This is a genomic window from Pseudomonas sp. GL_091 (assembly GCF_057837725.1).
Genome location: NZ_CM174451.1, coordinates 180242 through 204474, shown reverse-complemented (window position 1 = coordinate 204474; position 24233 = coordinate 180242). Strand labels below are relative to the sequence as shown.

The following is a 24233-nucleotide window of genomic DNA, read 5'->3' as shown; positions in this document are numbered from 1 at the left end:
TTTAGACCTTAAGCGAATATATAAAACCATCAACCCACCGCCAGAGCCCGCCGTTCAAGGGCTCCGGCGTAGTGGAAAAAAACCGATGCCTTTCCCGCATTGAAAGTATTCATCCAAGGCATGGTTTTTCGCCGTCAGAAGTCGTATCGACCGGTCACGCCCAGCGTTCGCGGTGTGCCGAGCAAGCCTTCATAACCACCATTGGCGGCCGTCCACAGCGTCGTGTAGTAGGTTTTGTCGAAGGCGTTTTTCAGCCACAACGAAACGTCCCACTGCCCTTGGTTGAAGTCGCCGCGAAGGCCGGTGGACAGGTTGACCACCGCATAACTCGGGATCTGCCCGAAGTCGGAATCCTCTACCGTGCCCACCGCCTTGGAGCGGAACGCATAGCTGGCGGTGACGTACTCTTCAAAGCCGTTGCTCAGGTTCCATTTGTATTCGCCGTTGGCGTTACCGATCCATTTCGAAGCACCGACTACTTGATGGCCGCTGAGGTCGCAGGACGCTGGAGCACCCGGCGCCAGGCTGACTTCCGGCGGGCACGGCGCGTCCTTGTAGGAGAGGTAGCTGACGTCGTTGTACGAACCATTGATGTTCAACGTCAGACCACGCAGCGGGATCAGGGTGCTTTCTAACTCCACGCCGCGTGAGCGCACCGAGCCGGCGTTGGTCAGGAACTGCACGCGGTTGACGTCGTCGTAGGCATTGGTCTGGTAGCCGTTGACCTGGGTCCAGAACAGGTTGGCATTGAGTTGCAGGCGACGGTCCCACAGGGTGCTCTTGAAACCGAGTTCGGCGTTGTTGGCGCGCTCGGTGCCGATCAGCAGCGAATCGGCACCGGCCACCGGTGCCGTGCCGACGGCCAGATTGACCCCGCCGGATTTTTCGCCATGGGACAACGTGGCGTAAGTGAGAAGGTCGTCGGTGAGGCGGTAGCTGAGGTTCAACAGGCCCGAGGGACTGGAGCTGTACTGGTTCAGATCGCCGGAGTCGAAGACGCCGGCGCGAGCACGTCGTGCCGCGGCCGCCGCACTGGTGACCGCTGCACCACCGGCTGGTGCATCACGGGTGACCCTGGCGTTTTTCTCCTCGTAGGTGCCGCGCAACCCGGCAGTGAAATCCAGACGCTCAGTCAGGTGCCAGGTGCCTTGGGCGAACAGCGCGAAGCTGTTGGTTTCGATGTGACCGTTGCCGACACTGTCGATGTTGTTCAGCGCCCCGTTGGGCGTGCCGTTCCAGATGTCCGCTTGCGGGCCGTAAAAGGTGAAGGATTTGTTGTCCAGGTCGGAACCGAAGTAATAGGCGCCAAGCACGTAATCGAAGAATCCACCGGCAGGCGACGCCAGGCGAAACTCCTGGGAATACTGCTTATCCTCCACCGAAACGCCGGCGTTGCGGAAGGCGGATACGTTCAGGCCGTCATCATTGCGCGGGGTGAAATTCCACCAGCGATAGGAGCTGATGGAGGTCAGGGTGAAGTCGCTCGGCAGCGTCCAGTTGGCCTCGACCGACGTGCCGCCCTGATGCACGGTGACGTGCTGATCGTTGTTCAGGTTGACCTTGCGGTGCGTGCCGTCGACCAGTGTCGCGCCCGCCGCATTGGCCCGTGATTGATAGAGATTGAAGCCATTGATGGTCGGCCCGGTGTTGAACAACACCCGGGTGCCGGCGCTGGAGTCTTCCTCGTTGTAGTCGCCGATCCAGCGCAGGTTGAATGACTCGTTGGGCTTGAACAGCAACTGGCCACGGAAGCCATCGCGGGAGCCGCCGTTCAAATCGTGGCCATCGAATTCGTTCTTGATGTCACCGTCGTTGCGGGTGCGATACGCGGAAAAGCGTCCGGCCAGTTCGTCATTCAACGGGCCGGAAATCGTGCCCTTGGTCTGGAAGTATCCGTCCTCGCCCACCGAAGATTCGATGCTGCGTTCCGGGGTAAAGGTCGGCGCGCGGGTGCTGATGTTGATCACGCCGGCGGTGGTGTTCTTGCCAAACAAGGTGCCTTGCGGACCACGCAGCACTTCGAGCTGCTCGATGTCCATCAGGTCGAACACGGCCATGCCGGGGCGGCCGAGGTAAACGTTGTCGATGTACAGGCCGACACTGCCTTCCAGGCCATCGCTGGCCGGGTTGTTGCCCAGGCCACGGATCGACACGCTGGACTGGCGCGCATGCATGTAGGCGACGTTGACGCTAGGCACCAACTGTTGCAGATCCTGGATGCGATAAACCCGCTGGATTTCCAGGGTCTGGCCGCTGACCACGCTCATCGGTGTCGGCACATCCTGCGAACTTTCTTCGCGACGGCGAGTGGTAACGGTCACGGTTTCCAGTTGCGCACTGTCGGCCGTGGCGGTTTTTGCGGAGGTGGTTTCAGGGGTGGTGCTGTCGGCCGCATAGCCTTGGGTCCAACCGGCGCTCCCTGCCAATAACAGGGCCAGGGGCAGGCGTTTGAGCCGTTGGGGTGAAGAGGTTGAAGCGACGTGCAACGGACTCATAAGGCGGGGTTCCCGATCAAAGTAAATTCTTTGTTGCTTGCCAGGCCGCCATCGCGAGCAAGCTCGCTCCCACAGGGGATCTCCAGTGTTCACACGGTCAGTGTGGGAGCGAGCCTGCTCGCGATAGCGTCGGCTCAGACGCCGTCGATATCCGGCCCTTTCACCGTCTGGCTGACCTGCCCGTTCACACCCACCGGTACTTCACCCTTGAGCGTCACCCGCCGCACGATGCGGTCCTGGGTCCCGTAGTCATCCACCGCGTAATGCTGGGTGGAGCGGTTGTCCCAGATCGCCACATCACCGGCCTTCCAGCGCCAGCGCACGATGTTTTCCTGGCGGATCACATGGCTTTGCAGCAAGCCGAACAGGTGCGCCGAATCGGCCTGGGAATAGCCCTTGATGCGTTTGACGAAATGCCCCAGCAACAGGCTCTTCTCACCGCTGAGCGGGTGCACGCGGACCACCGGGTGTTCGGTCTCGTAGACGGTCGAGGTGAAGATCTTGCGATAGCGCTCCAGCTTCTCGGCAGAGACGTCAGGCCTGGTGCCGGCGTAGTCGTATTCATTGCTGTGCACGGCGACCAGTTTGTCGGCCAGCTCACGCAGCTCCACCGACAACCCGTCGTAGGCGGTGGCAGTGTTGGCCCACAGGGTGTCGCCGCCGAAAGCCGGGGCCACCACCGAGCGCAGGATCGAGGCTTTTGGGTAGGCTTCGACGAAGGTCACGTCGGTGTGCCAGGAGCTGGCTCGCTGGCCCTCGGCGCCGTCCAGTTCCAGCAGAAAACGCGTGCCTTCACGCACCGGTACGGTCGGGTGCGCTACCGGTTCGCCTAGCAGGTGGGCGAACGCCTCCTGGCGCTGATCGTCGAGCTGGGTCTGCTCGCGGAAGAAGATCACTTTGTATTGCAGCAGTGCCTGTTGAATGGCTTCAACAGTGGCGGCATCCAGCTCGCCAGAAAGCTGTACGCCACGGATTTCGGCACCGATGCGACCGGCCACCGGATGGATTTCAAGCGCGTGAACAGCGGGTTGTACTGCGAAAGCGGCATTGCTCATGGGTAGACCCTCATCAGACTGCTTGCGGTTGAACCGGCCGCGAAACACTGCTCTATCTATATTCTATTTAGATCTAATAGATATCTACATGCTTCGTTGACGGAATAAGAGGTTGCATTTAAAACCTCAGTCAACCCTCGTCGCAAATGCCTTCGAGCTATTTTTAGGATGCCGGAAAAGCATATGGATCTTCGCCAGTTGCGTTACTTCATCGCCCTCGACGAACACCGCAGTTTCGTGCGCGCAGCCGAGGCCATGGGCATTACCCAGCCGGCCTTCAGCCGCAGCATTCAGGGGCTCGAACACGAGCTCGGCTGCGTCCTGGTGGACCGTGGCAACAAGGATTTGCGCCCCACCCCCGAAGGCCTGGTGGTGCTGCAACATGCCCGCAGCCTGGTGCAGGGTGCTGCGTTGCTCAGCTGCGAAGTGACGCAGATGACCAAGCTCGATGCCGGTGAACTGCGCTTCGGTTGCGGCCCGGCACCGGCGGTGAAACTGGTGCCGGATGCGGTGGCGCAATTCATCAATGCGCATCCGAAAGTGCGCACCTGTTTCGAGGTGGATAACTGGGAAAAACTCAGCCGTGCGCTGAGCCGTGAGGAGATCGAATTCTTCATCGCCGACATCCGCCATTTCGAGTCCGACCCGAACTTCCAGACCCAGGCCCTGACGCCCAAGCGCGGTGTGTTTTTCTGCCGGCCGGGGCACCCGCTGCTGGCCAAGGAGAGCCTGTCGACCAACGACATGTTCGATTACCCGCTGGCGACCACGATGATCCCGCCAGGCATTCGCAAACTGCTGGCGAACCTCAGTGGGCGGGTGGACTTTTCGCCGACCATCGAGACCGAACATTTCCCGGCGCTGGTGAAAGTGGTGCTGCAATCGAATGCGATTGGTGTGGGGACTGAAGAAGCGTTTATTGAAGACATTGCCCAGGGTTCACTGGTGTTGCTGCACTGGCGCAACCTGCCGCAGAACATCGAGAGCATGAATGCACGGTGCGGGATCGTCAGTCGCACCGGGTTCAGGCTGTCGCCGGCGGCGCGGGCGATGATCGAGACGTTGGTAGCGGTGGACAGACAGCAGATCAGCGTCGCGGTTTAGGGCCCTATCGCTGGCAAGCCAGCTCCTACAGGGAATCGGTGATCCTTGTAGGAGCTGGCTTGCCAGCGATGAGGCCCGCTCAGACGCCGACAATTCAGAGCTTCGCCGCTGCCAATTCAGGCGCTACCCAATCACTGACCTTGAACGACTTGCGAATCAGCTTCTGCTGCGAAGCCAGATCCACCGCATCCTGCAACTTGCCCAGGAACACCGGATCAAGCGTCGAAGGGAACACCTCGCTCAGTTTCTGATCCTTCAAATCCTGAGAAAGAATTACCGGTGGATAACTCGCCAGCCCCGACACCAACTGAATGTAGGCGTCCTTGTTGCTGTCCTGGGTCAGCCACTCCACGGCCTGCTGCTGGGCCTTGAGCAGTTTCGCCACCGCCTCCGGATGCTCGTCGACAAATTTCCCGGTCCCTATCAGCACCGCCTGCACGCTGCCGGCGCCACCCAGATCCTTGGTATTGAGCGGCAACTCGGCCAACCCCTTGGCTTGCAACGCCGTCAGCCCGGAACCGCCCCACGAGGCATCGATCTGCTTCGCCGCCAGTGCTGCGACCGCCGCGTTGAAGTCGAGGTTGATGACTTTCACATCCTTCTCGCTCAACCCCTGGCTGGCCAGCGCCGCATCGAAGGACAGCTGGCTGGCGGTGCCACGGAAGATGGCCACGCGTTTGCCCTTGAGGTCCTGCAGGGTCTTGATCCCCGAACCCGGCACCACGCCGAGGTAATGCTTCACCCCCCGCGCCGAGGCACTGAGCAGTCGCGTATCCAGACCATTGGACTTGCCGATGATGGCCGCCAGATCACCGAGGTAGGCCAGGTCAACTTGTCCGTTGGCGAACGCTTCGTTGATCACCGGGCCTGCGCCCTTGAAGAAACTCCACTGAATCTTGATGCCTTGATCGGCGAAAGCCTTTTCGAAGATCTGTTGATCACGCAGCACATCCACGACACCGCCACCACTGTGCAGGGGCCCGGCACTCAGGTCCGGCACGGCGATGCGGATTTCCTTGAGTTCACCGGCGTTGGCCGTGAAAGCCAGCAGCCCCGCCAGGGCCGGTGCGGCGAACAGACTGATGACACGTTTGAAGGGAAGGTTCATGGGTGCGGCTCCTTGGGGCAACGGGCGTTGAGGAGCCGAAAGTAGGCCGAAGTTGAACCAACACTTAAATACTATAAATTCACATTTTTAGATCGTTTAGATCTATATCAGCGCATCCGGGGCTCTTGGCCAGGTATGCAGGAACGGCATCGAAAATATTCTTCGAATGCATTGGATGCAGCTGAGCTGGGGGCCTTAAATGGCTTTTCTTATCTCTCAATAGCATTGATTTTAATTTTTATAGATCGTTTTTGCATACACCGACAACGGAGGTCATCCATGACCCGTGTTTCTCTTCTCAGCCTGCCGCTGGCCGCGCCACCACTGGAAAACCAGCGCCTTTGGCCCAGTCTGAATCGTCGGCTGTTGCCTTGGTTGCTGCCGATCACCCTGTTCACGCTCTGGTGTCTCGCCAGCCGCAATCACTGGATGAGCGAGCAGATCCTGCCGGCGCCGACCCTGGCCTGGAACAGCGCGGTGGAATTGTCCCAAGGCGAGTTGTGGAGCCATTTGTGGATCAGCCTGCAACGCTTGTTCTGGGGGCTGCTGGCCGGGATCAGCGCTGGTGCTGTTTTGGGTGCGGCACTGGGTTTCAGTCGTCGACTGGAGCACCTGGTGTTTCCGACCTTCGCCGGGCTGGCCCAAGTCCCAACGCTGGCCTGGATTCCATTGTTCATGGTGTTTTTCGGCATTGGCGAAGTGCTGAAACTGGTGGTGCTGATCAAGGCCATCGTGGTGCCGGTGACCCTGCATACGCTGGTAGGTGTGCGCGATGCACAACCCAAGCTGCGCGAAGCCGCCGCCGTGTTGCGCCTGCCCAGGCACCTGTTGATCCGACGCCTGGTACTGCCTGCCGCGCTGCCAGCATTCATGGCCGGTTTCCGCCTCGCGCTGGCCGCCGGCTGGACTTCATTGCTCGCTGTCGAACTGCTCGCCTCCAGTGAAGGCATCGGCTACCTGATGGTCTGGGCGCGGCAGCTGTTCATGCTCGACATCGTGTTCGTGTGCATCGTGGTGATCGGCTTGATTGGCGTGGCGATGGATCGCGGCATCGGTCTGCTGGACAGGAAACTGGTGCACTGGCCGCACCCGGCCACCGCCGAAATCCGGCGCGGGCGGCGTTATCAAGGTTGGCAGCGATTGCAACCCTGGCTGCTGCCACTGGCGCTTCTGGCCTTGTGGCAACTGGCCTCGGATCAGCAATGGATTGACGCGAACATTCTGGTCAGCCCGCTGGCCGTCCTGCAAACCACCCGGAATGGTTTGCTCGACGGCACACTGCTTGGCGGCATGGCCCTGAGCCTGGGCCGAACCCTTGGCGGATTGCTGCTCGGTGGCGGGCTCGGGTTTGCCTTGGGGTTGCTGCTGGGATTGTCGCGCACCAGTGAACGCGTACTCGGCCCAACCCTCGCCGCCATCCGCCAGATCGCCATTTTCGCCTGGGTACCGCTGCTCACCGCGTGGTTCGGTCTGGGGGAATTGGCCAAGTGGGTGTTCGTGGCCCTCGCCGCCTTTTTCCCGCTGTTTATCGCCACCCAACGCAGCGTCGCCCACCTGTCGCCGCAACTGAACGAGGCCGCGCAGGTGTTGCGCCTGAATCTGCGCCAGCGCCTCGGTCGACTGGTGCTACCGGGCGCGGCGCCGGGGATTTTTGCAGGGCTTCGGCTGAGCCTGATCTACGCCTGGCTCGGCACCATCGGCGCCGAATATTTCATGCCGTCCAACGGCGGCATCGGCAGCCAGATGATCGGCGCCCAGCAACTGCTGCGCATGGACCTGATCATGGCCGGCATGCTGCTGGTGGGCCTGACCGGTGCCCTGCTCAACCTCATTGGCCAACGCCTGGAAATCCGCGCCACTCGCTGGAGACACGCATGAACGCACCGATTGTCAGCTTCGATCACGTGGGCAAAACCTTCGACGTCGACGGCTTCGAACTGGAGGCCATTCGCGAATTCAATCTGGACATCGCCGAGGGCGAGTTCGTCGCCATCGTCGGCTCCAGCGGTTGCGGCAAATCAACATTGCTGCGGCTGCTGGTGGGCCTCGATACGCAATTTCGCGGGCAGATCAGCGTCGACGGAAAAGCCGTCACCGGCATCGGCGGCGAGCGCGGCATCGTCTTTCAGGAACACCGCTTGTTTCCATGGCTGAGCGTGGCCGACAACATCGGCCTGGGCCTGGTCAACGAGCCATTGAGCGCTGCGCAAAAGCACAAGCGCATCCATGACTTCATCGAACTGGTGGGCCTCGGTGACTTCGCCCGCGCCTATCCGCACCAGCTCTCCGGCGGCATGGCGCAGCGCGTGGCCATCGCCCGCGGCCTGGTGGCCAGCCCACGGATTCTGCTGCTGGACGAGCCCTTCGGCGCCCTCGATGCGCTGACCCGCCAGCAAATGCAGGACGAACTGTTGGCGATCCGCGCCCGGGCAAAAATCACCACCGTGCTGGTCACCCACGATGTCGAGGAAGCGATCTTCCTCGCCGACCGCGTGGTGGTGATGGAGCCGCGTCCGGGGAGGATCAAGCAAGTGGTCGACATCGCCCTGGCCCATCCGCGCCAGCGCAGCAGCTTCGACTTCCACCAATTGCGCGAAGAACTGCTTCACGAACTCACCAGCGACGATCACTACCAGCCCCCCGTGCCGGTGCAGGTCCGCGATCTGCCGCTGTCCTTCATTGCCTACTGAAAAGGAAATTCTTGATGCCGCAACGTCCCAACTTTCTAGTGATCCTGGCCGATGACCTGGGCTTTTCCGACATCGGCGCCTTCGGTGGCGAAATCAACACGCCGAACCTCGATGCGTTGGCCAACAATGGCCTGCGCCTGACCGATTTCCACACTGCGCCGACTTGCTCGCCGACCCGTTCGATGCTGCTCACCGGCACCGATCACCACATCGCAGGCATCGGCACCATGGCCGAAGCATTGACCCCGGACCTGATCGGCAAACCAGGTTACGAAGGGCACCTGAACGACCGTGTGGTCGCCCTGCCCGAGCTGCTGCGCGAGGCCGGTTACCAGACCTTGATGAGCGGCAAATGGCACCTGGGCCTGACCGCAGAACTGGCGCCTCACGCCCGGGGTTTCGAGCGTTCGTTTTCGCTGTTGCCGGGCGCGGCCAACCATTACGGCTTCGAGCCGACCTACGATGAAACGACGCCACGGCTGCTGAAATCCACCCCGGCGCTGTACATCGAAGACGACCAACTCATCGATGAACTGCCGAAGGATTTTTATTCCTCCGATGCCTTTGGCGACAAGTTGCTGCAATACCTCAAGGAGCGCGACCAGACCCGACCGTTCTTCGCCTACCTGCCGTTTTCCGCGCCTCACTGGCCATTGCAGGCGCCGGCCGAGGTGGTGGAAAAATACCGCGGGCGCTATGACGCCGGCCCTGAAGTGCTGCGCCTTGAGCGCCTGGAAAAACTCAAAGAACTGGGGCTGATCGAGGCCGATGTCGAGCCGCATCCATTGATCCAGTTGACTGCACCATGGGATGCCCTGAGCGACGAGCAGCGGCAGATCTCCGCGCGGGCCATGGAAGTTTATGCGGCGATGGTCGAGCGCATGGACTGGAACATCGGACGGGTCGTCGATTACTTGCGCCAGCAAGGGCAACTGGACAACACCTTCATCCTGTTCATGTCCGATAACGGTGCCGAAGGGGCGTTGCTGGAGGCCTTTCCGAAATTCGGCCCGCAGTTGCTGACCTACCTCAACCAGCATTACGACAACAGCCTGGACAACATCGGCCGCGCCAACTCCTACGTCTGGTACGGGCCGAACTGGGCGCAAGTGGCGACCGCGCCGTCGCGGCTGTTCAAAGCCTTCACCACCGAAGGCGGGATCCGTGTTCCGGCGCTGGTGCACTATCCGCAGCTGCCGCTCAAGGGCCAGATCAGCCACGGGTTTGGCACGGTGATGGACATCACGCCAACCATTCTGGATCTTGCCGGTGTGCGCCATCCGGGCAAGCAATGGCACGGCAAACCCGTGGCGGAAGTTCGCGGGAAGTCGTGGCTTGGGTTCCTGTCGGGCGAGACGGCGCAGGTGCATGACGAGCACACCGTCACCGGGTGGGAATTGTTCGGACGACGGGCGATTCGGCAAGGGCAATGGAAGGCGGTGTACATCCCGGGACCGGTGGGCCCGGCGACCTGGCAGCTGTATGACCTGGGCAGTGATCCGGGGGAGATTCATGACCTGGCGTCGAGCCAACCGCAGAAGCTTGGTGCCTTGATCGAGCATTGGCAGCGGTATGTGGATGAGACTGGGGTGATTCTGAGTGAGTCGCCGTTTCAGCCAGACTAAACATTACCCCCTGTGGCGAGGGAGCTTGCTCCCGCTGGGTCGCGAAGCGGCCCCCCTTATCCCGAAAACGAAGGGGACTGCTGCGCAGCCCAACGGGAGCAAGCTCCCTCGCCACAAGTACGAGTCAGACTTGAGCGGTTTGTGTCCTCACACCTACCGCCTCTTCCCTGCGCTCAAACCGGTTAGCCCGCGCAAACGTGCCGAAATCATTGAACCGCACGCCCATCTCACGCATTACCCTATGCCCCACCGGCACGGTCAACTGGCGGATGTAGAACGGCTCCTTCACCACAAAGTGATGGATGCCGTGGCTGCTGCCGAAGTTGAAGCAGAATGCCTGCAACGGCCACAGCCACCACGCGTTCAGCACCTGGCACTGCTGCTTCACGTTGCCTGGTTCCACATCACCGTAGTAATGCATGTTCGAGCTGATGAAGTGCAGGCAGAACGTGCGCAACACATTCGGGCCGATGATCACCACCGCCGCAATGTCGATCACCTGCATCACCGACAACGTGGTCGCCGACCACTCGATCGGTGCGCCCATCAGATGCGCAATGCCGTTCGCTGCGTGGAAACCGAGAAACACGTACCACGCGCCCCAATGCATCAGCGCCAGCGGTGCGTAGACCTTCAGGGTGCGGTAAATGATGCTGAACTTCATGGCCCAGGTCTTGGCCCGCAGCATGCGGATGAACGACGACATCATGTTGTCGCCAATCATCAAGAATCGCGCGATGCCCCATGGCTCGCCGTTGGTGATGGCGCGTTCTTCCATGTCGGTTTCAGAGCCCGACACCTTGTGGTGATTGAGGTGCAGATGGCGACGGATCCAGGGATTGATGGTGCTCGGCCGCGCCAGCCACACCAGCCCCATCATCAGGTTGTGCGGCACCTTCCGCTTGCGAAAGTACATGCTGTGGATCAGGTCGTGTTCCAGCTCATGGGTCAGCGAGGCGAAAAAAGCGTTGAGCAGCAGGCACGCCCACCAGGCCATGTGCCCGGTCATGTAGAGCGCCGCCGAACCGACCATACCGGCCAGGGCGAAGGCCAGAATGCCCGCGCCGAGGGCGTCCTGATGCTTGAGAATCGGGTATTGCTCGCGCAGCTCGACGCCTCTGGCCAGCACCACTTCACGGATATGGGCCGATCGTTGAGCTGCATTCAGTCGTTGGGGGCTTGCAGAAGTACGGTCCATGCTTCCATCCTCTGGTTATTGATGGTTGCATCCTGCCTTGCGATCCTTCGCAATGCGGTAGCCGAGAACGCCAACCTGTTGACCGGAAGCGCCAATCAGCATGACTGAACCGACCTCCCTCGCCAGCTGGACCCGCGCCCTGCGCAAGCAACTCGATGCCCTGGGCATCGACAGCACCGCCCTGTGCCAGCAAGCGGGGCTCGACCCGCAACTGATGGAGGACCCGAACGCGCGCTATCCGCTTTCGGGCACCACACACCTGTGGAATCTCGCGGTACAGGCCAGCGGCGACCCGGCGATCGGTTTGCGGGTTTCACGTTTCGTCAGCCCGACCACCTTCCACGCGCTGGGTTATGCGCTGGTGGCCAGCGGTAGCCTGCGGGAAGTGTTCGAGCGCATCGTGCGCTATCACCAGGTGGTCAGCGATGCCCTGGAACTGGAACTGACCCGCGCCGAGGATCGCTACTGTTTCCGCCTGAAAATCCCTTCCGGCAACCCGGCCCCGGCCCTCGAGGCCATTGATGCGTTCATGGCGATTTACGTGCGCACCTGCCGCAATCGCTTGGGCCGCGACTACGCGCCGCTGGCGACCTACCTGCGCCGCCCGGAGCCGGCAGACGCACACCAATGGCATAAAGTCTTTCGCTCGCCCGTGCACTTCGGTGCCGACGAGGATCGGCTGGAGTTCGCCCTCGTCGACTTCGACAGCCACCTGGACGACGCCAACCCGGAGCTGGCTGAACACAACGAAACCGTGCTCAAGCGCACCCTGGCGCAACTCAAGCCACTGACGTGGGAGCGCAAGGTCCGCGACGCGATTGAAGAACAACTGCCCGAAGGCGAACCCAGCGCCGAACACATTGCCAAGGCCCTGCACCTGAGCCTGCGCAGCCTGCAACGGCACCTGGCCGATGAAGGCTACCGGTTCGATACGCTGCTCAACGAAAGCCGCGAAAACCTCGCGCTGCTGCACCTGCGTGACCCGCAATGTTCGTTGAGCGAGATCAGTTATCTGCTCGGGTTTGCCGACACCAGCAGCTTCAGCCGTGCGTTCAAGCGCTGGACGGGGATGACGCCGGGGCAGTTTCGGGATGGGTTGCGGTGATCAGCCTTTGACCAGGCTGCGCGCCATACCCTCGTTCCACTGCTCCAGCATTGCTTCTCCAACCTCGGCAAAGGCACTGTTTGCCTTTATGTGTTGCCCCATCTCGCCCATCGCCATTGCCATCCCATGGATGACCTGTTGCAGCAATTCGTTGCAGCGCCCCTCGGTCAAATTGCAGGCGGAGCGACCAAATCGCATCAGCATTTTGTACTTGGGCCACGCCTTCGACCCGCCCAATAGCAACGCCATGCTATCGGTCTTGATGTAGACCGACGTGGTGATGATGTCGTAGGCAGGTGCAAGGCTGATTGACGCATCGACACCACAGTCTTCGTACAGAACACCAAAGTTTTTCAGGTGCGCGTCGCCATTCTTCAATCCCGATGACAGCGCGACGATTTTGAAAAACGACTCAAGTGCCTGATTGAGCAAAGGCGGAGAAACAAAGGCCTTGATCTGCTTGGCCGCACCTTCGTATGAACCATCGTATTTGGCTTTTGATGGCCAGGCATTGAGCACGCAGAAGTCCTCGAACCCCAGGTAACCTTTTTCATTCAGATCGAAGCGTTCAACGATAAAAAACCTGCCGTGCTCACTGAGTTCAAACTTCGGAACCTCCAGACCCGAATGCAACGCCGCCCGCATGCAGAAGTATTCATTGGCAGCCAGTTCCGGGTATTGCTCTGGACGAAAGGCTTTGACCAGATGCGTGGCCCCCCGATGGGACAGACGATCGATGGTTGACGCGCTATCACGCACCAATACTTTCGGCTGCACACCGGAAACCCCCGAATACTGGCCATAGGTCTGCAAGAGGTCTTCGAACAGACCTTGCGCACCATCATGTACAAGAAGGTCTGCCAGGCTGGTTTCAGGTGGCTGGTCTACCGGTCCCTTGGCCTTCGAAATGCTGACTCTTCCGAGCTGGTGCGGGCCAACGATGGCAAGCATCGAAAAATCGTCAAACCCTCGGACGGCCTTGCTGAAGCGACGAGTCAATTCATCGCGCAGGGCGCCTTCAGGCAGATTCATTTCAAAAACCGGTGGAACACCCGATTCCCACGCGTAACTCTCCAGCCGCACCGGCATGGTCAACGAGACAGCGTTTTGCTCTGACGCGTTTTCGACGTAGGCAAACACGGTATCAACGGGAGACGGACCACGACCAAGGGTTCCCACCGCACTGTTGGAAACGCTGATAGCCAGTCGTTCCTTTTCTTGCGGCTCATCCATGGAAATCCACCTTTTTGAGGGTGTCCAGCGTCGGCCGCATCGATTGTCGCGGCACGGCAGTCAGCTCATAACCGAAGCCATTGAGGATCGCCTCGACCTTGCGCAGACCAATTTCGGAAAGGGTGTTGTTTTCGATACCGGAGATCGTCGCCCGGCTCATCCCGTACTGCTGTGCCAATGCCTGCTGGGAGAGTTTTCTTTCCTTGCGTAAGGTTCGGATCAGCTTGCCAAGGTTTTCCATTTCACCACCATGCATCGTATACAGTGCATATTCGATAAATTTAACGATTATGCATTGTATTTAGTGCAGATCGTGGTTGAAGTCCAGCTACATTTGCTGACGCCCCTACCAGACATCAAACCATCGCCAACACCCGTAACCGCTCGGCATCGAGGATTTCAATTTCGCCGTAACTCAGCCCGATGATCCCCTGCCCCTGCAATTCCTTGAGGATCTGGTTGGTGGTCTGGCGCGACAGCGACAACATGGCGGCAAGCTGCTCCTGGGGCAGTTGCAGGACGCGGCGCGGAGGGGCGGTCTCGCCATAGCCTTCGGCGATCATCAGCAAGCGGTGCGCCAGCCGTGCCGGGGCCGGCAACAGGCTCAGTTGTTCGAGATTGATGAAGGTCATGCGCAATTTCTGGCTCATCAGTAACGCCAGTTGCCGCCAGTGCTGCGGATGCTCGTCGAGCAGCGCCAGCAAAGTGTTCTGGGGAATGTGCAGCAGCGTGCACTGGCCCACGCCGTAGGCATCGTGGGTGCGTGGCTGGCCATCGAACAGGCAGATTTCGCCAAACCAGTGCGGCGGTTCCACCAGGCTCAGCAACGCTTCCTTGCCCTGCTCGCTCACGGCACCGACGCGCACCGCGCCTTCAAGCACCGCGTACAGGCCGCAGGGCGGATCGCCGCGTTTGAACAGCCGCTGGCCCGGCGACAGGCGCCGCAGCCTGGCCGCCGACAGCAGGCTATCCTGTAGGGAAACAGGCAAATGGCTGAACCACTGACCGCTCATCAGGCGTGGACGCCAGACCTGCATATCCATGAAAACTCCTAGAGATTGTCGCCTGGCTGACAGAGCGGGAAGTGACCCCGGGGCATGATCAATCACCCCACAGGAGAACAACAATGAAAAGCCTTGTCGACCACCTCAGTCAATACGCCGCCTACCACCGTGACCCGCGCAACATCGCCTCGCACTTTATCGGCATTCCGCTGATCGTGGTGGCCGTCGCGGTGTTGCTGTCGCGGCCGGAATGGTCGCTGGGCGGCGTGTGGCTGTCTCCGGCGGTGCTCGTTTCGCTGGCATCGGCGTGGTTTTACCTGCGCCTGGAGTTGCGCCTGGGCGTGTTGATGACGGTGTTGCTCGGGCTGAGTGTCTGGGCCGGTCATGCGCTGGCACAGCAAGGCACGCTGGTCTGGCTGGGCAGCGGTGTGGCGATGTTCGTGATCGGTTGGGTTATCCAGTTTGTCGGCCATCACTACGAAGGGCGCAAACCGGCATTTGTCGATGACGTGACCGGGTTGATTGTCGGGCCGTTGTTTGTGGTGGCCGAGTTGGCGTTCATGTTGGGGATGCGGCATGAGCTGAAAGAGCAGATCGAGGCGCGGGCGGGTGGGGTGCGAGTCAATCCGAAGCGTGCTGCTGTTTAGATAGCAATCGCGAGAAGGCTCGCTCCCACACTGATTTGCGTCGTTCACAAATCCACTAATGAAATGGCTACCCCCGCTGCCCCCTGTGATCGCCCACTAAGCTTTCGCAGGGGGCTCATCGGAGATCGTTGCCATGAACAAAGTAGCTATTGCCGCCATCGACTTGGGAAAACACACCTTTCATCTACATGCACAGGATGATCGTGGTCACGAGCTGTACCGAAAAAAATTCAATCGGGTAACGCTCATGCAGCACCTGGCAAATCTCGAGCCCTGCACCATCGTGATGGAAGCCTGTGGCGGCGCCCACTTCATGGCACAGGAGGCCATCAGGCTGGGACATGCGCCCAGGCTCATCGCACCTCATCTCGTACGCCCTTACGTGAAAAGCAACAAAAATGACTTCGCTGATGCCGAGGCGATCTGCGAAGCAGCGACTCGTCCGACGATGCGTTTTGTGCCGGTAAAAACTCAGGCCCAGCAAGTGCTAGCCATGCTGAACTCCACCCGAGACTCGTTCATCAAGGATCGCACCGCAACCGTCAATCGGATTCACGCCGCGCTTCTGGAGGTTGGCGTGAGCCTGGCCCCGGGCTTCAAGTCGATCAACGCTCTACCGGAGCTGCTTGAGGCGAGTTCAATTTCTGAGCCCTACAAAAAAAATCTGATGAGACTGTATCGACATCTCAAGCATGTGGAGGAGGAGATCAAGTCGCTGGATAAGGACGTGGAATGCCAGGCCGCTGAAGATGATCTGGCGACTCGTTTGATGACTCTGCCGTGTGTCGGCCCGATCACCTCCACCGTCCTGGCTGCCGAGCTGGGCGATGGCAAGCAGTTCAAATGCGGCCGAGGCTATGCAGCTTCCATCGGACTGGTCCCCAAGCAGCATTCCACGGGCGGGAGGTCTGTCCTGCTGGGCATCAGTAAGCGCGGTGATCGCAACCAGCGACGCCTGCTCGTCCAGTGCGCTCGTGTTTACTTGATACAACTGGAGCGACAGAAAGGCGCTTTGGCGGACTGGGTCCGCCGGTTATTGGCGTCGGGACATCACTCCAATCTAGTGGTTTGTGCGCTGGCCAACAAACTGGCAAGAATCGCCTGGGCGATAGCGGCACACCACACTGAATTCGATGCGGGGCCAGCCGCGATGAACGCCTGACCCCGCTGTCACCCAAGCACCACCCACCTGGTTTTGCGATGCTGGATAACTGATGACGTGAACGGCCAACCGGCCTGACGACAACCCTGGGCTCTCACACGGCTGAAAGGCCGTTCCACTAATTAGGGTCGTTGGGCATCGATTCTCATCGAGGCGCGGGGCGACAACCCCAACTCAGACGCCGGATAGATGAAAGCAAGCCAAACACGACATCAACAACAGTATTGCAGAAAAGGGGGTAACCATAGATGTGGGAGCGAGCCTTCTCGCGAAGCTTTGGCTTTAGATGTTGGCGACCTTCTGCCAGACCTTCGGCTTGAAGAACAACGTCTCGCCCTTCGCCAATCCAACCAGGCTGTCGTGATCCTTGACCACTTCGGCCTCAATCAGATCGCTCTGCCCTTCGACCTTCAACGTCACCCGTGTAGTCGCGCCCAGCGGACGAATATCCCGCACTTCCGCCGCGTGGTGGTCTTCCAGTTCGTGGCGCGACAGCGACACCTCGTGCGGACGGAACAGCACATGCCTGTCTTCGCCCAAGTGCAGACGGTTCGAATCACCCAGGAAGTGATAGACGAAATCGCTGGCGGGGTTTTCGTACACGTCCCCCGGTGAACCGATCTGCTCGATCACACCCTTGTTCATCACCACGATACGGTCGGCGACTTCCATCGCTTCTTCCTGGTCGTGGGTCACGAACACCGAGGTCAGGTTGATGTCTTCGTGCAGACGCGCCAACCAGCGGCGCAGCTCTTTACGGACCTTGGCGTCGAGGGCGCCGAAAGGTTCGTCGAGCAGCAGCACTTTCGGCTCCACCGCCAGCGCTCGGGCCAGGGCAATGCGCTGGCGCTGACCGCCGGAGAGTTGCTCCGGGTAGCGATCCGACAACCAGTCCAGTTGCACCATGTTCAGCAGTTCGTGAACCTTGGTTGCGATCTGGCTTTCGCTCGGGCGCTGGTTTTTCGGTTTCATGCGCAGGCCGAACGCGACGTTGTCGAACACCGTCATGTGGCGGAACAAAGCGTAGTGCTGGAACACGAAACCGACGTTGCGATCACGCACATCGTGGCCAGAGACGTCTTCACCGTGGAATACGATGTTGCCCTGATCCGGGGTCTCCAGGCCGGCGATGATCCGCAGCAGCGTGGTCTTGCCGCAGCCCGACGGACCGAGCAGTGCGACGAGTTCGCCGCTCTGGATGTCCAGGCTGATGTTGTTCAGCGCCTTGAAGGCATGGAAATTCTTGCTGACGTTACGCACTTCGATCGACATGAATTATTCCTCCGCGGCGCTGGCGCGCAGGCGGTTAATACGGTTTTCGCTCCACTGCTTGAGCAGCAGGATGAAGAGCGCCAGGATCAGCAACAGGCTCGCCACGGCGAACGCGGCCACGTGGTTGTATTCGTTGTAGAGGATCTCCACGTGCAACGGCAGGGTGTTGGTCACCCCGCGAATGTGCCCGGAAACCACCGACACCGCACCGAACTCCCCCATGGCCCGCGCGGTGCACAACACCACGCCGTAGATCAGGCCCCATTTGATGTTGGGCACAGTGACGTGCCAGAACATCTGCCAGCCGTTGGCCCCGAGCAGGCGCGCGGCCTCCTCTTCCTGAGTGCCTTGCTCCTGCATCAGTGGGATCAGTTCACGGGCCACGAACGGCACGGTGACGAAGATCGTCGCCAGCACGATGCCCGGCAGGGCAAAGACGATCTGGATGTCGTGATCTTGCAACCACGGCCCGAACAGACCCTGGGCGCCGAACATCAGCACATAGACCAGACCGGCGATCACCGGCGACACCGAGAACGGCAGGTCGATCAGGGTCACCAGCATGCTCTTGCCGCGGAACGAGTACTTGCTCACGCACCACGCGGCGCTGACACCGAACACCAGGTTCAGCGGCACCGAGATCAGTACGGCGATGACCGTGAGCTTCAGCGCCGACAGCGCGTCCGGTTCAAAGATCGCGGTGAAAAACGCCCCGAGGCCGAGCTTCAGGCCCTGGGACACCACGATGAACAGCGGCAGCAGCAGGAACAGCGCAAAAATCAGCCAGCCAAGGCCGATCAGGATTCGCCGCGAAGTCGCACTGCCACGGCGGGCAGCGTTCGAGGAAGCGGCAGCAATAGACGATTGGGACATGGGTGCGCCTCCTTATGGGGTTTCGATGCGCCGCTGCAACAAGTTGATCAGCAGCAACAGGACGAAGGAAACCACCAGCATCAGTACACCAATGGAGGTAGCGCCGGTGTAATCGTATTGGTCGAGTTTGACCATGATCAGCAGCGGCAGAATCTCGGTTTTCATCGGCATGTTGCCGGCGATGAATATCACCGAACCATACTCGCCGACCCCGCGGGCAAAGGCCAAAGCGAAACCGGTAAGCCATGCCGGAAGCAGTGCCGGCAGCAGGATATGGCGGAAAACCTGCAACGGTTTTGCACCCAGGCACGCTGCCGCTTCTTCTACTTCACGGGGAATATCCGCCAATACTGGCTGTACGGTACGTACTACGAATGGAAGTGTCACAAAAGTGAGGGCAAGGGTGATGCCCAGAGGGGTGTAGGCGATCTTGAAACCCAGATCCGCTGCAAATTGACCGACCAGACCGGTAGGGGTGTACAGCGCCGTCAACGCAATACCGGCCACCGCCGTGGGCAATGCGAATGGCAGGTCGATCATTGCATCGATCACTTTTCGTCCAGGGAAGGTATAGCGCACTAATACCCAGGCCAGCAGCGTGCCGATGATGCCGTTGATGATCGCGGCACAAAGCGCCGTGCCGAAGCTGAGCTTCAACGCGGCCAGCACCCGTGGCGCCGAGATGATTGCCCAGAACTGATCCCAGGTGAGTTGAGCGGCATGCACGAACATCGCCGCCAGTGGTATGAGCACAATCAGGCTGAGGTACACCAAGGTGTAGCCCAGCGTCAGCCCGAAGCCGGGTATGACGGGGGAGATACGACGCGACATAAAAGTCCTTGGTTGAGAACGCAATAAGCCCCGGAGATAAATCCGGGGCTCGTTGATGGCTATTTAAGATTACTGCGCCTGGTAGATCTGGTCGAACACGCCCCCGTCGTTGAAGAACTTCGGCTGTGCGGTTTTCCAGCCGCCGAAGTCCTTGTCGATGCTCACCAGTTCCAGTTTAGGGAACTGCTGGGCGTACTTGGCGGCCACGTCCTTGTCACGTGGACGATAGAAGTTCTTCGCCGCGATTTCCTGGCCGGCCGGGCTGTACAGGTGCTTGAGATAGGCTTCGGCGATCTGCTCGTTGCCCTTTTTCTCGGCATTTTTGTCGACCACCGCCACCGGTGGCTCGGCGAGAATCGACAGCGAAGGCACGACGATGTCGAACTTGTCGGCGCCGCCCTCTTCTTTCAGGGCCAGGAAGGCTTCGTTTTCCCAGGCCAGCAATACGTCGCCCTGACCGTTGTTGACGAAGGTAATGGTCGAACCGCGAGCACCGGTATCCAGCACTGGCACGTGTTTGAACAGGGTCTGTACGTATTCCTTGGCCTTGGCTTCGTCGCCGCCATTGGCTTTCAGGCCATAGGCCCACGCCGCGAGGAAGTTCCAGCGTGCACCGCCGGAGGTTTTCGGGTTCGGCGTGATCACCGAGACGTCGTTCTTGACCAGGTCGCCCCAGTCCTTGATGCCTTTAGGGTTGCCCTTGCGCACCAGGAACACGATGGTCGAGGTGTAAGGCGTGCTCGCTTCCGGCAAGCGTTTTTGCCAATCGGCCGGCAGGGTTTTGCCAAGCTTGGCGATTTCGTCGATGTCACCGGCCAGGGCCAGGGTCACGACGTCGGCACGCAAGCCATCGATCACCGCCCGACCTTGCTTGCCCGAACCGCCGTGGGATTGCTGGACCTTCACGGTGTCGCCGGCGTGATCTTTCTGCCAGAACTTGATGAACTCAGCGTTGTAGTCCTGGTACAGCTCGCGGGTCGGGTCGTACGACACGTTGAGCAGCTCATAGTCCTTGGCAACGGCGGAACCGGCAAAAAGGGCGCTGGCCAGGGCGGCCAAAGCGAAATGACGAATCGACGACATGGTGAAAGCTCCTGGAATTCTTGGTGTGTTGGATTTTCTTATGGGATATCGGAAATCGCGGTGCCTGATTCGCCTCAGCCCGGCTTGTTGCCTGGCTGTTGCAAACGGAATTTTTCTTTGCGCTCGATCTGCACCACCTGGGCGTTGTGCACGGTGATTTCCACGGCGCCAAAGCGCAGATCGCGCAGGGCGCTCTGGATTTCACGCAGGATGGTGGCTTCGTCTTGACCGTCGACGCTACGCAGGGATGCGCTCATATTGCTGCTCCTTCAACTGAGAGGTTGCCTCGCAGTGTCGGCACTGCTTGCGGCTTGAGAGCAATACTAGAGAGACACAGATATTCTTAAAAAGACTATTTAAGAATGTTTATATAACCAGAAGAGATTAACTGAAGGGACAAGGGCTTGAGGTGAATAGCCCTCTTTCAAGCACACAAAAAAACCTGTGGGAGCGTCGACCGGCTGCTCCCACAGGGTTTGCGCCTATCCAATCACCGGCGCATGAGCCCAATCCAGCTGCGCCGCTGGTACCGGCCGCCCGAACCAGTAACCCTGACCAAGATCACATCCCTGTTCGAGGAGGAAAGCAGCCTGTTCGACCTGCTCGATCCCCTCGGCATGCACCTGCATGCCCATGCTTTGCGCCAGGGCAATGATCACCCGTGAAATCGCCGCATCGTCCTCATTCCACGGCAAACCGGCAACGAAGCCCTGGTCGATTTTCAACTTTTGCACCGGCAGACGCTTGAGTCGCAGCAGCGATGAATAACCGGTGCCAAAGTCGTCGATGGCCAGGCGCACACCCAGCTCGCGCAGGCGATGCATCTGTTCCAGCGCGACTTCCGGGTCTTCCATCACCGCGCTTTCGGTGACTTCCAGCTCGAGAAACGCCGGTTCCAGCCCGGTTTCGCGCAGGACCTGCGCCACCTGCTGATACAACTCACGACGGGCGAACAGGCGCGAAGAAACGTTGACCGCGACGAACGACAGCACTATCCCGCCCTGTTGCCACTGGCACATCTGCCGGCACGCCTGCGCCATGACCCAGGCATCGATTTCAGCAATCAGACCGGTTCGTTCGGCGACCGGAATGAATTCCGCTGGCGACACCAGGCCCCGTTGCGGATGCTGCCAACGCACCAGCGCCTCGACGCCAATCAGGCGACTGGTCTTGAGGTCGTGAACCGGCTGGTAATAAACCCGCAGCTCTTGCCGGTCCAGGGCGCGGCGCAATTCGAAGGCGATCTCCACCCGCTGCTGGGCGTGGGCCGTCAGCTCTTCGGTGTACAGGGCATAATCATTGCGCCCCGCGCTCTTGGCCTTGAACAGCGCAGAGTCGGCATTGCGCAGCAGTTGCTCGACGCTCAAGGCATCGCAGGGGAACAGGCTGATGCCGATGCTGGTGTTGATGGACAACTGGTGCCCATCAATAAGGAACGGCTCTTTAAGGCCATCGATGATCCGCTGGGCCAACGCAGCGGCCTGAACCAGTTGCGGACAGCTTTCGGCGAGCACGGCGAACTCATCTCCGCCCAGCCTGGCCAGGGTGATGCCCGGGCCGAACATGGCGCCCAGGCGCTCGGCCACAGCCTTGAGCAACTGGTCGCCAATGGTATGCCCGAGGCTGTCGTTGATCATCTTGAAGTGATCGAGATCGATCATCAGCAGCGCGCAGCCACGCTTGTGGGCCTGTGCCGAGGCCAGGGCCTGTTCGGCGCGGTCGGTGAACAGCAGGCGGTTCGGCAGGTCGGTCAGCGGATCGTGGTGCGCCAGGTGCATCAACTCGTGCTCGGAGTTCTTGATTGCACTGATGTCGGAAAACACCGCCACATATTGGCTCGGCTGGCCGTAGTCGTCGTGGATCAGGCGGATCGTTTGCCATTGCGGGTAAATCTCGCCGCTTTTACGCCGGTTCCAGATTTCCCCACTCCACTCCCCGACACTGGCGAGCGCGGCAAACATCGCCTGATAAAACTCAAGGGAATGTCTCCCGGACTTGAACAGATTGGGCCGCTGCCCCAGCACGTCCTCACACCCATAACCGGTAATTTCCATGAACGCCCGGTTAACATGGACGATCAAGCCCTCCCGATTGGTGACCAGCACGCCTTCGCGGGTGCAGTCGAACACGGCCGCTGCCTGGCGCAAGTGCATGCGGTCGGCATCACGCTCACGCAATTTGTCGCCGATCCCCAGACACCGCAGCAGCCGCGCCCGGGCAATGAAGATCAACCCGGCGCTGAACAGCACCCAGACATAACCGTTGATCAGTTGCCATCGCAGTCGCTCGGCAGAGCTATCGAAGAAACTGTTTAATAAATAGCCACTGATCTGCAGCCAAACCACAGAAAGCAACAGATAGAGCAGCGTTGCGCGCAAGGCATCGCGATAGGTGGCAGACATCCGGCGATCCATGTCCCTACAAAAAGGTGGGAGTTATAGTTTAAAGACACATCCAGCCACTCTTATCTGAAAGGGCGACTGGTTTTCTGTGTGGGCTTAGTGATAATGCAACGGCTGTTTTTTTCTTTATCGAGGGCCCTACAGCCTATGTGGTACGAAGGTTTTCTTGGCTTGTCGCCTTGGTCGCTGGTAGCAGTCACCCTGCTGATGACCCATGTCACAATCATCGCCGTCACGGTCTATCTGCATCGTTACTCGGCCCATCGCTCCCTGGAGCTGAATCGGGGCCTTAAGCATTTCTTCCGTTTCTGGCTGTGGCTGACCACGGCACAGAACACCCGCGAGTGGACCGCCATCCACCGCAAGCATCACGCCAAATGCGAAACCGTCGATGATCCGCACAGTCCGGTCGTCAAGGGTTTGTCCACGGTGCTGCGCAAAGGCGCCGAGTTGTACCGCGCCGAAGCGGAAAACCCCGAGACGCTGCGCATCTACGGCAAGAACTGCCCCGAAGACTGGATCGAGCGCAACCTCTACAGCCGCTACCCGCTGCTGGGCATCGCGATCATGGGCGTTATCGACCTGCTGCTGTTCGGCACCATCGGCATCACCATCTGGGCCATCCAGATGATGTGGATCCCGGTGTGGGCCGCCGGCGTGGTCAATGGCCTGGGCCATGCCATTGGCTACCGCAACTTCGAATGCCGCGATGCGGCGACCAACCTGGTGCCTTGGGGCATCCTGATTGGCGGCGAAGAACTGCATAACAACCATCACACCTACCCTAACTCGGCAAAATTGTCGGTGAAGAAGTGGGAATTCGACCTGGGCTGGGCGTGGATTCAAGTCTTCAGCTTCCTGCGCCTGGCCAAGGTCCAGCGGGTTGCGCCGATTGCCCATCGCGTCGAAGGCAAGGGCAACCTGGACATGGACACCGCCATGGCGATCCTCAACAATCGCTTCCAGATCATGGCCCAGTACCGCAAATTGGTGATCGGCCCGCTGGTCAAGCAAGAGCTGGAAAAGGTCGATCACTCGGTACGTCACCAGTTCCACAGGGCCAAACGCCTGCTTTCGCGGGAGACCAGCCTGCTGGATGACAAACACCATGTACGCATCCAGAACATGCTCGAACACAGTCAGGCGCTGAAGGTAATTTACGAGAAACGCCTGGCCCTGCAGCAGATCTGGGTCAAGACCAGCTCAAATGGTCACGACATGCTGGCGGCCATCAAGGACTGGGTACACGAAGCTGAAGCCAGCGGGATTCAGTCCCTGCGCGACTTCGCCGATCAGTTGAAAACCTACTCCCTGCGTCCTGCCGCTGTCTGATTGCAGCGCGCAGC

The 24233-nt window shown here is 59.9% G+C and carries 21 protein-coding genes; 8 read left to right on the top strand and 13 right to left on the bottom strand.

Going from position 1 to position 24233, the window contains the following annotated elements:
* Nucleotides 1-134: 134 nt before the first annotated feature.
* Together AC3ITY_RS00910 and AC3ITY_RS00905 are read right to left on the bottom strand one after the other, a co-directional pair.
* Nucleotides 135-2495, bottom strand: coding sequence for a TonB-dependent receptor (locus AC3ITY_RS00910; RefSeq protein ID WP_489307132.1), 2361 nt, complete (start codon nucleotides 2493-2495; stop codon nucleotides 135-137).
* A 134-nt stretch (nucleotides 2496-2629) separates the two neighbouring features.
* Entirely contained in the window at nucleotides 2630-3550 is a 921-nt protein-coding gene (locus AC3ITY_RS00905) for a TauD/TfdA dioxygenase family protein (RefSeq protein WP_150755914.1), read from the bottom strand.
* A gap of 183 nt (nucleotides 3551-3733) precedes the next feature.
* Between AC3ITY_RS00905 and AC3ITY_RS00900 the strand changes: the two genes are divergently transcribed.
* Nucleotides 3734-4654, top strand: coding sequence for a LysR family transcriptional regulator (locus tag AC3ITY_RS00900; RefSeq protein WP_489307130.1), 921 nt, complete (start codon nucleotides 3734-3736; stop codon nucleotides 4652-4654).
* Between the two features lie 94 nt (nucleotides 4655-4748).
* Here the strand turns inward: AC3ITY_RS00900 and AC3ITY_RS00895 are convergent, their stop codons facing one another.
* The gene (locus AC3ITY_RS00895) at nucleotides 4749-5762 is read right to left on the bottom strand and encodes an ABC transporter substrate-binding protein (protein ID WP_489307129.1); all 1014 of its coding nucleotides are present in this window, start codon (nucleotides 5760-5762) and stop codon (nucleotides 4749-4751) included.
* A 279-nt stretch (nucleotides 5763-6041) separates the two neighbouring features.
* Between AC3ITY_RS00895 and AC3ITY_RS00890 the strand changes: the two genes are divergently transcribed.
* From AC3ITY_RS00890 to AC3ITY_RS00880, 3 genes are read left to right on the top strand one after another with little or no spacing between them, the layout of a single operon-like run.
* Entirely contained in the window at nucleotides 6042-7640 is a 1599-nt protein-coding gene (locus AC3ITY_RS00890) for an ABC transporter permease (protein WP_489307128.1), read from the top strand.
* Nucleotides 7637-8452 carry an ABC transporter ATP-binding protein gene (locus AC3ITY_RS00885; RefSeq protein WP_489307126.1) on the top strand — a complete coding sequence of 272 codons (816 nt, stop codon included), beginning with the start codon at nucleotides 7637-7639 and terminating at the stop codon, nucleotides 8450-8452. Before AC3ITY_RS00890 ends, AC3ITY_RS00885 begins: the two co-directional genes overlap by 4 nt.
* Before the next feature lie 14 nt (nucleotides 8453-8466).
* Nucleotides 8467-10077, top strand: a complete 1611-nt coding sequence (locus tag AC3ITY_RS00880) for an arylsulfatase (RefSeq protein ID WP_489307125.1) — start codon at nucleotides 8467-8469, stop codon at nucleotides 10075-10077.
* A gap of 124 nt (nucleotides 10078-10201) precedes the next feature.
* Here AC3ITY_RS00880 and AC3ITY_RS00875 read toward each other — a convergent pair whose 3' ends face one another.
* A complete protein-coding gene (locus AC3ITY_RS00875) occupies nucleotides 10202-11275 on the bottom strand; it encodes a fatty acid desaturase (RefSeq protein WP_489307124.1) in 1074 nt (357 codons plus the stop codon).
* A gap of 100 nt (nucleotides 11276-11375) precedes the next feature.
* Between AC3ITY_RS00875 and AC3ITY_RS00870 the strand changes: the two genes are divergently transcribed.
* Nucleotides 11376-12380: an AraC family transcriptional regulator gene (locus AC3ITY_RS00870; RefSeq protein ID WP_489307123.1), complete on the top strand. Its 1005-nt coding sequence runs from the start codon at nucleotides 11376-11378 to the stop codon at nucleotides 12378-12380.
* Here the strand turns inward: AC3ITY_RS00870 and AC3ITY_RS00865 are convergent, their stop codons facing one another.
* From AC3ITY_RS00865 to AC3ITY_RS00855, 3 genes are all read right to left on the bottom strand, one after another.
* Nucleotides 12381-13613, bottom strand: a complete 1233-nt coding sequence (locus tag AC3ITY_RS00865; RefSeq protein WP_489307122.1) for a type II toxin-antitoxin system HipA family toxin — start codon at nucleotides 13611-13613, stop codon at nucleotides 12381-12383.
* Entirely contained in the window at nucleotides 13606-13854 is a 249-nt protein-coding gene (locus AC3ITY_RS00860; RefSeq protein ID WP_489307120.1) for a helix-turn-helix domain-containing protein, read from the bottom strand. The genes AC3ITY_RS00865 and AC3ITY_RS00860 overlap by 8 nt, the downstream gene beginning before the upstream one ends.
* A 115-nt stretch (nucleotides 13855-13969) precedes the next feature.
* The gene (locus AC3ITY_RS00855) at nucleotides 13970-14656 is read right to left on the bottom strand and encodes a Crp/Fnr family transcriptional regulator (protein ID WP_489307119.1); all 687 of its coding nucleotides are present in this window, start codon (nucleotides 14654-14656) and stop codon (nucleotides 13970-13972) included.
* An 83-nt stretch (nucleotides 14657-14739) separates the two neighbouring features.
* On the opposite strand from AC3ITY_RS00855, the gene AC3ITY_RS00850 reads away from it, so the two are divergent.
* Both AC3ITY_RS00850 and AC3ITY_RS00845 read left to right on the top strand, forming a co-directional pair.
* Nucleotides 14740-15264, top strand: a complete 525-nt coding sequence (locus AC3ITY_RS00850) for an Mpo1 family 2-hydroxy fatty acid dioxygenase (protein ID WP_489307117.1) — start codon at nucleotides 14740-14742, stop codon at nucleotides 15262-15264.
* Between the two features lie 133 nt (nucleotides 15265-15397).
* Nucleotides 15398-16426, top strand: coding sequence for an IS110 family RNA-guided transposase (locus AC3ITY_RS00845; RefSeq protein WP_223460745.1), 1029 nt, complete (start codon nucleotides 15398-15400; stop codon nucleotides 16424-16426).
* Between the two features lie 282 nt (nucleotides 16427-16708).
* Here the strand turns inward: AC3ITY_RS00845 and AC3ITY_RS00840 are convergent, their stop codons facing one another.
* From AC3ITY_RS00840 to dibA, 6 genes are all read right to left on the bottom strand, one after another.
* Nucleotides 16709-17698 carry a sulfate/molybdate ABC transporter ATP-binding protein gene (locus AC3ITY_RS00840; protein ID WP_489307116.1) on the bottom strand — a complete coding sequence of 330 codons (990 nt, stop codon included), beginning with the start codon at nucleotides 17696-17698 and terminating at the stop codon, nucleotides 16709-16711.
* 3 nt (nucleotides 17699-17701) lie between these two features.
* On the bottom strand, nucleotides 17702-18571 hold the full coding sequence (gene cysW / locus AC3ITY_RS00835) for a sulfate ABC transporter permease subunit CysW (protein ID WP_007972954.1): 870 nt from the start codon (nucleotides 18569-18571) through the stop codon (nucleotides 17702-17704).
* Nucleotides 18572-18583: 12 nt separating this feature from the next.
* On the bottom strand, nucleotides 18584-19402 hold the full coding sequence (cysT, locus tag AC3ITY_RS00830) for a sulfate ABC transporter permease subunit CysT (RefSeq protein ID WP_007972956.1): 819 nt from the start codon (nucleotides 19400-19402) through the stop codon (nucleotides 18584-18586).
* A gap of 69 nt (nucleotides 19403-19471) precedes the next feature.
* Nucleotides 19472-20485, bottom strand: coding sequence for a sulfate ABC transporter substrate-binding protein (locus AC3ITY_RS00825; protein WP_223457271.1), 1014 nt, complete (start codon nucleotides 20483-20485; stop codon nucleotides 19472-19474).
* A 74-nt stretch (nucleotides 20486-20559) separates the two neighbouring features.
* A complete protein-coding gene (oscA, locus tag AC3ITY_RS00820; RefSeq protein WP_007975618.1) occupies nucleotides 20560-20742 on the bottom strand; it encodes a sulfur starvation response protein OscA in 183 nt (60 codons plus the stop codon).
* A 225-nt stretch (nucleotides 20743-20967) separates the two neighbouring features.
* A complete protein-coding gene (gene dibA / locus AC3ITY_RS00815) occupies nucleotides 20968-22887 on the bottom strand; it encodes a phosphodiesterase DibA (RefSeq protein ID WP_489307115.1) in 1920 nt (639 codons plus the stop codon).
* Between the two features lie 147 nt (nucleotides 22888-23034).
* Between dibA and desA the strand changes: the two genes are divergently transcribed.
* Nucleotides 23035-24219 (top strand): delta-9 fatty acid desaturase DesA, encoded by a 1185-nt coding sequence (gene desA / locus AC3ITY_RS00810; RefSeq protein WP_489307114.1) that lies wholly within the window; start codon nucleotides 23035-23037, stop codon nucleotides 24217-24219.
* Nucleotides 24220-24233 lie beyond the last annotated feature (14 nt).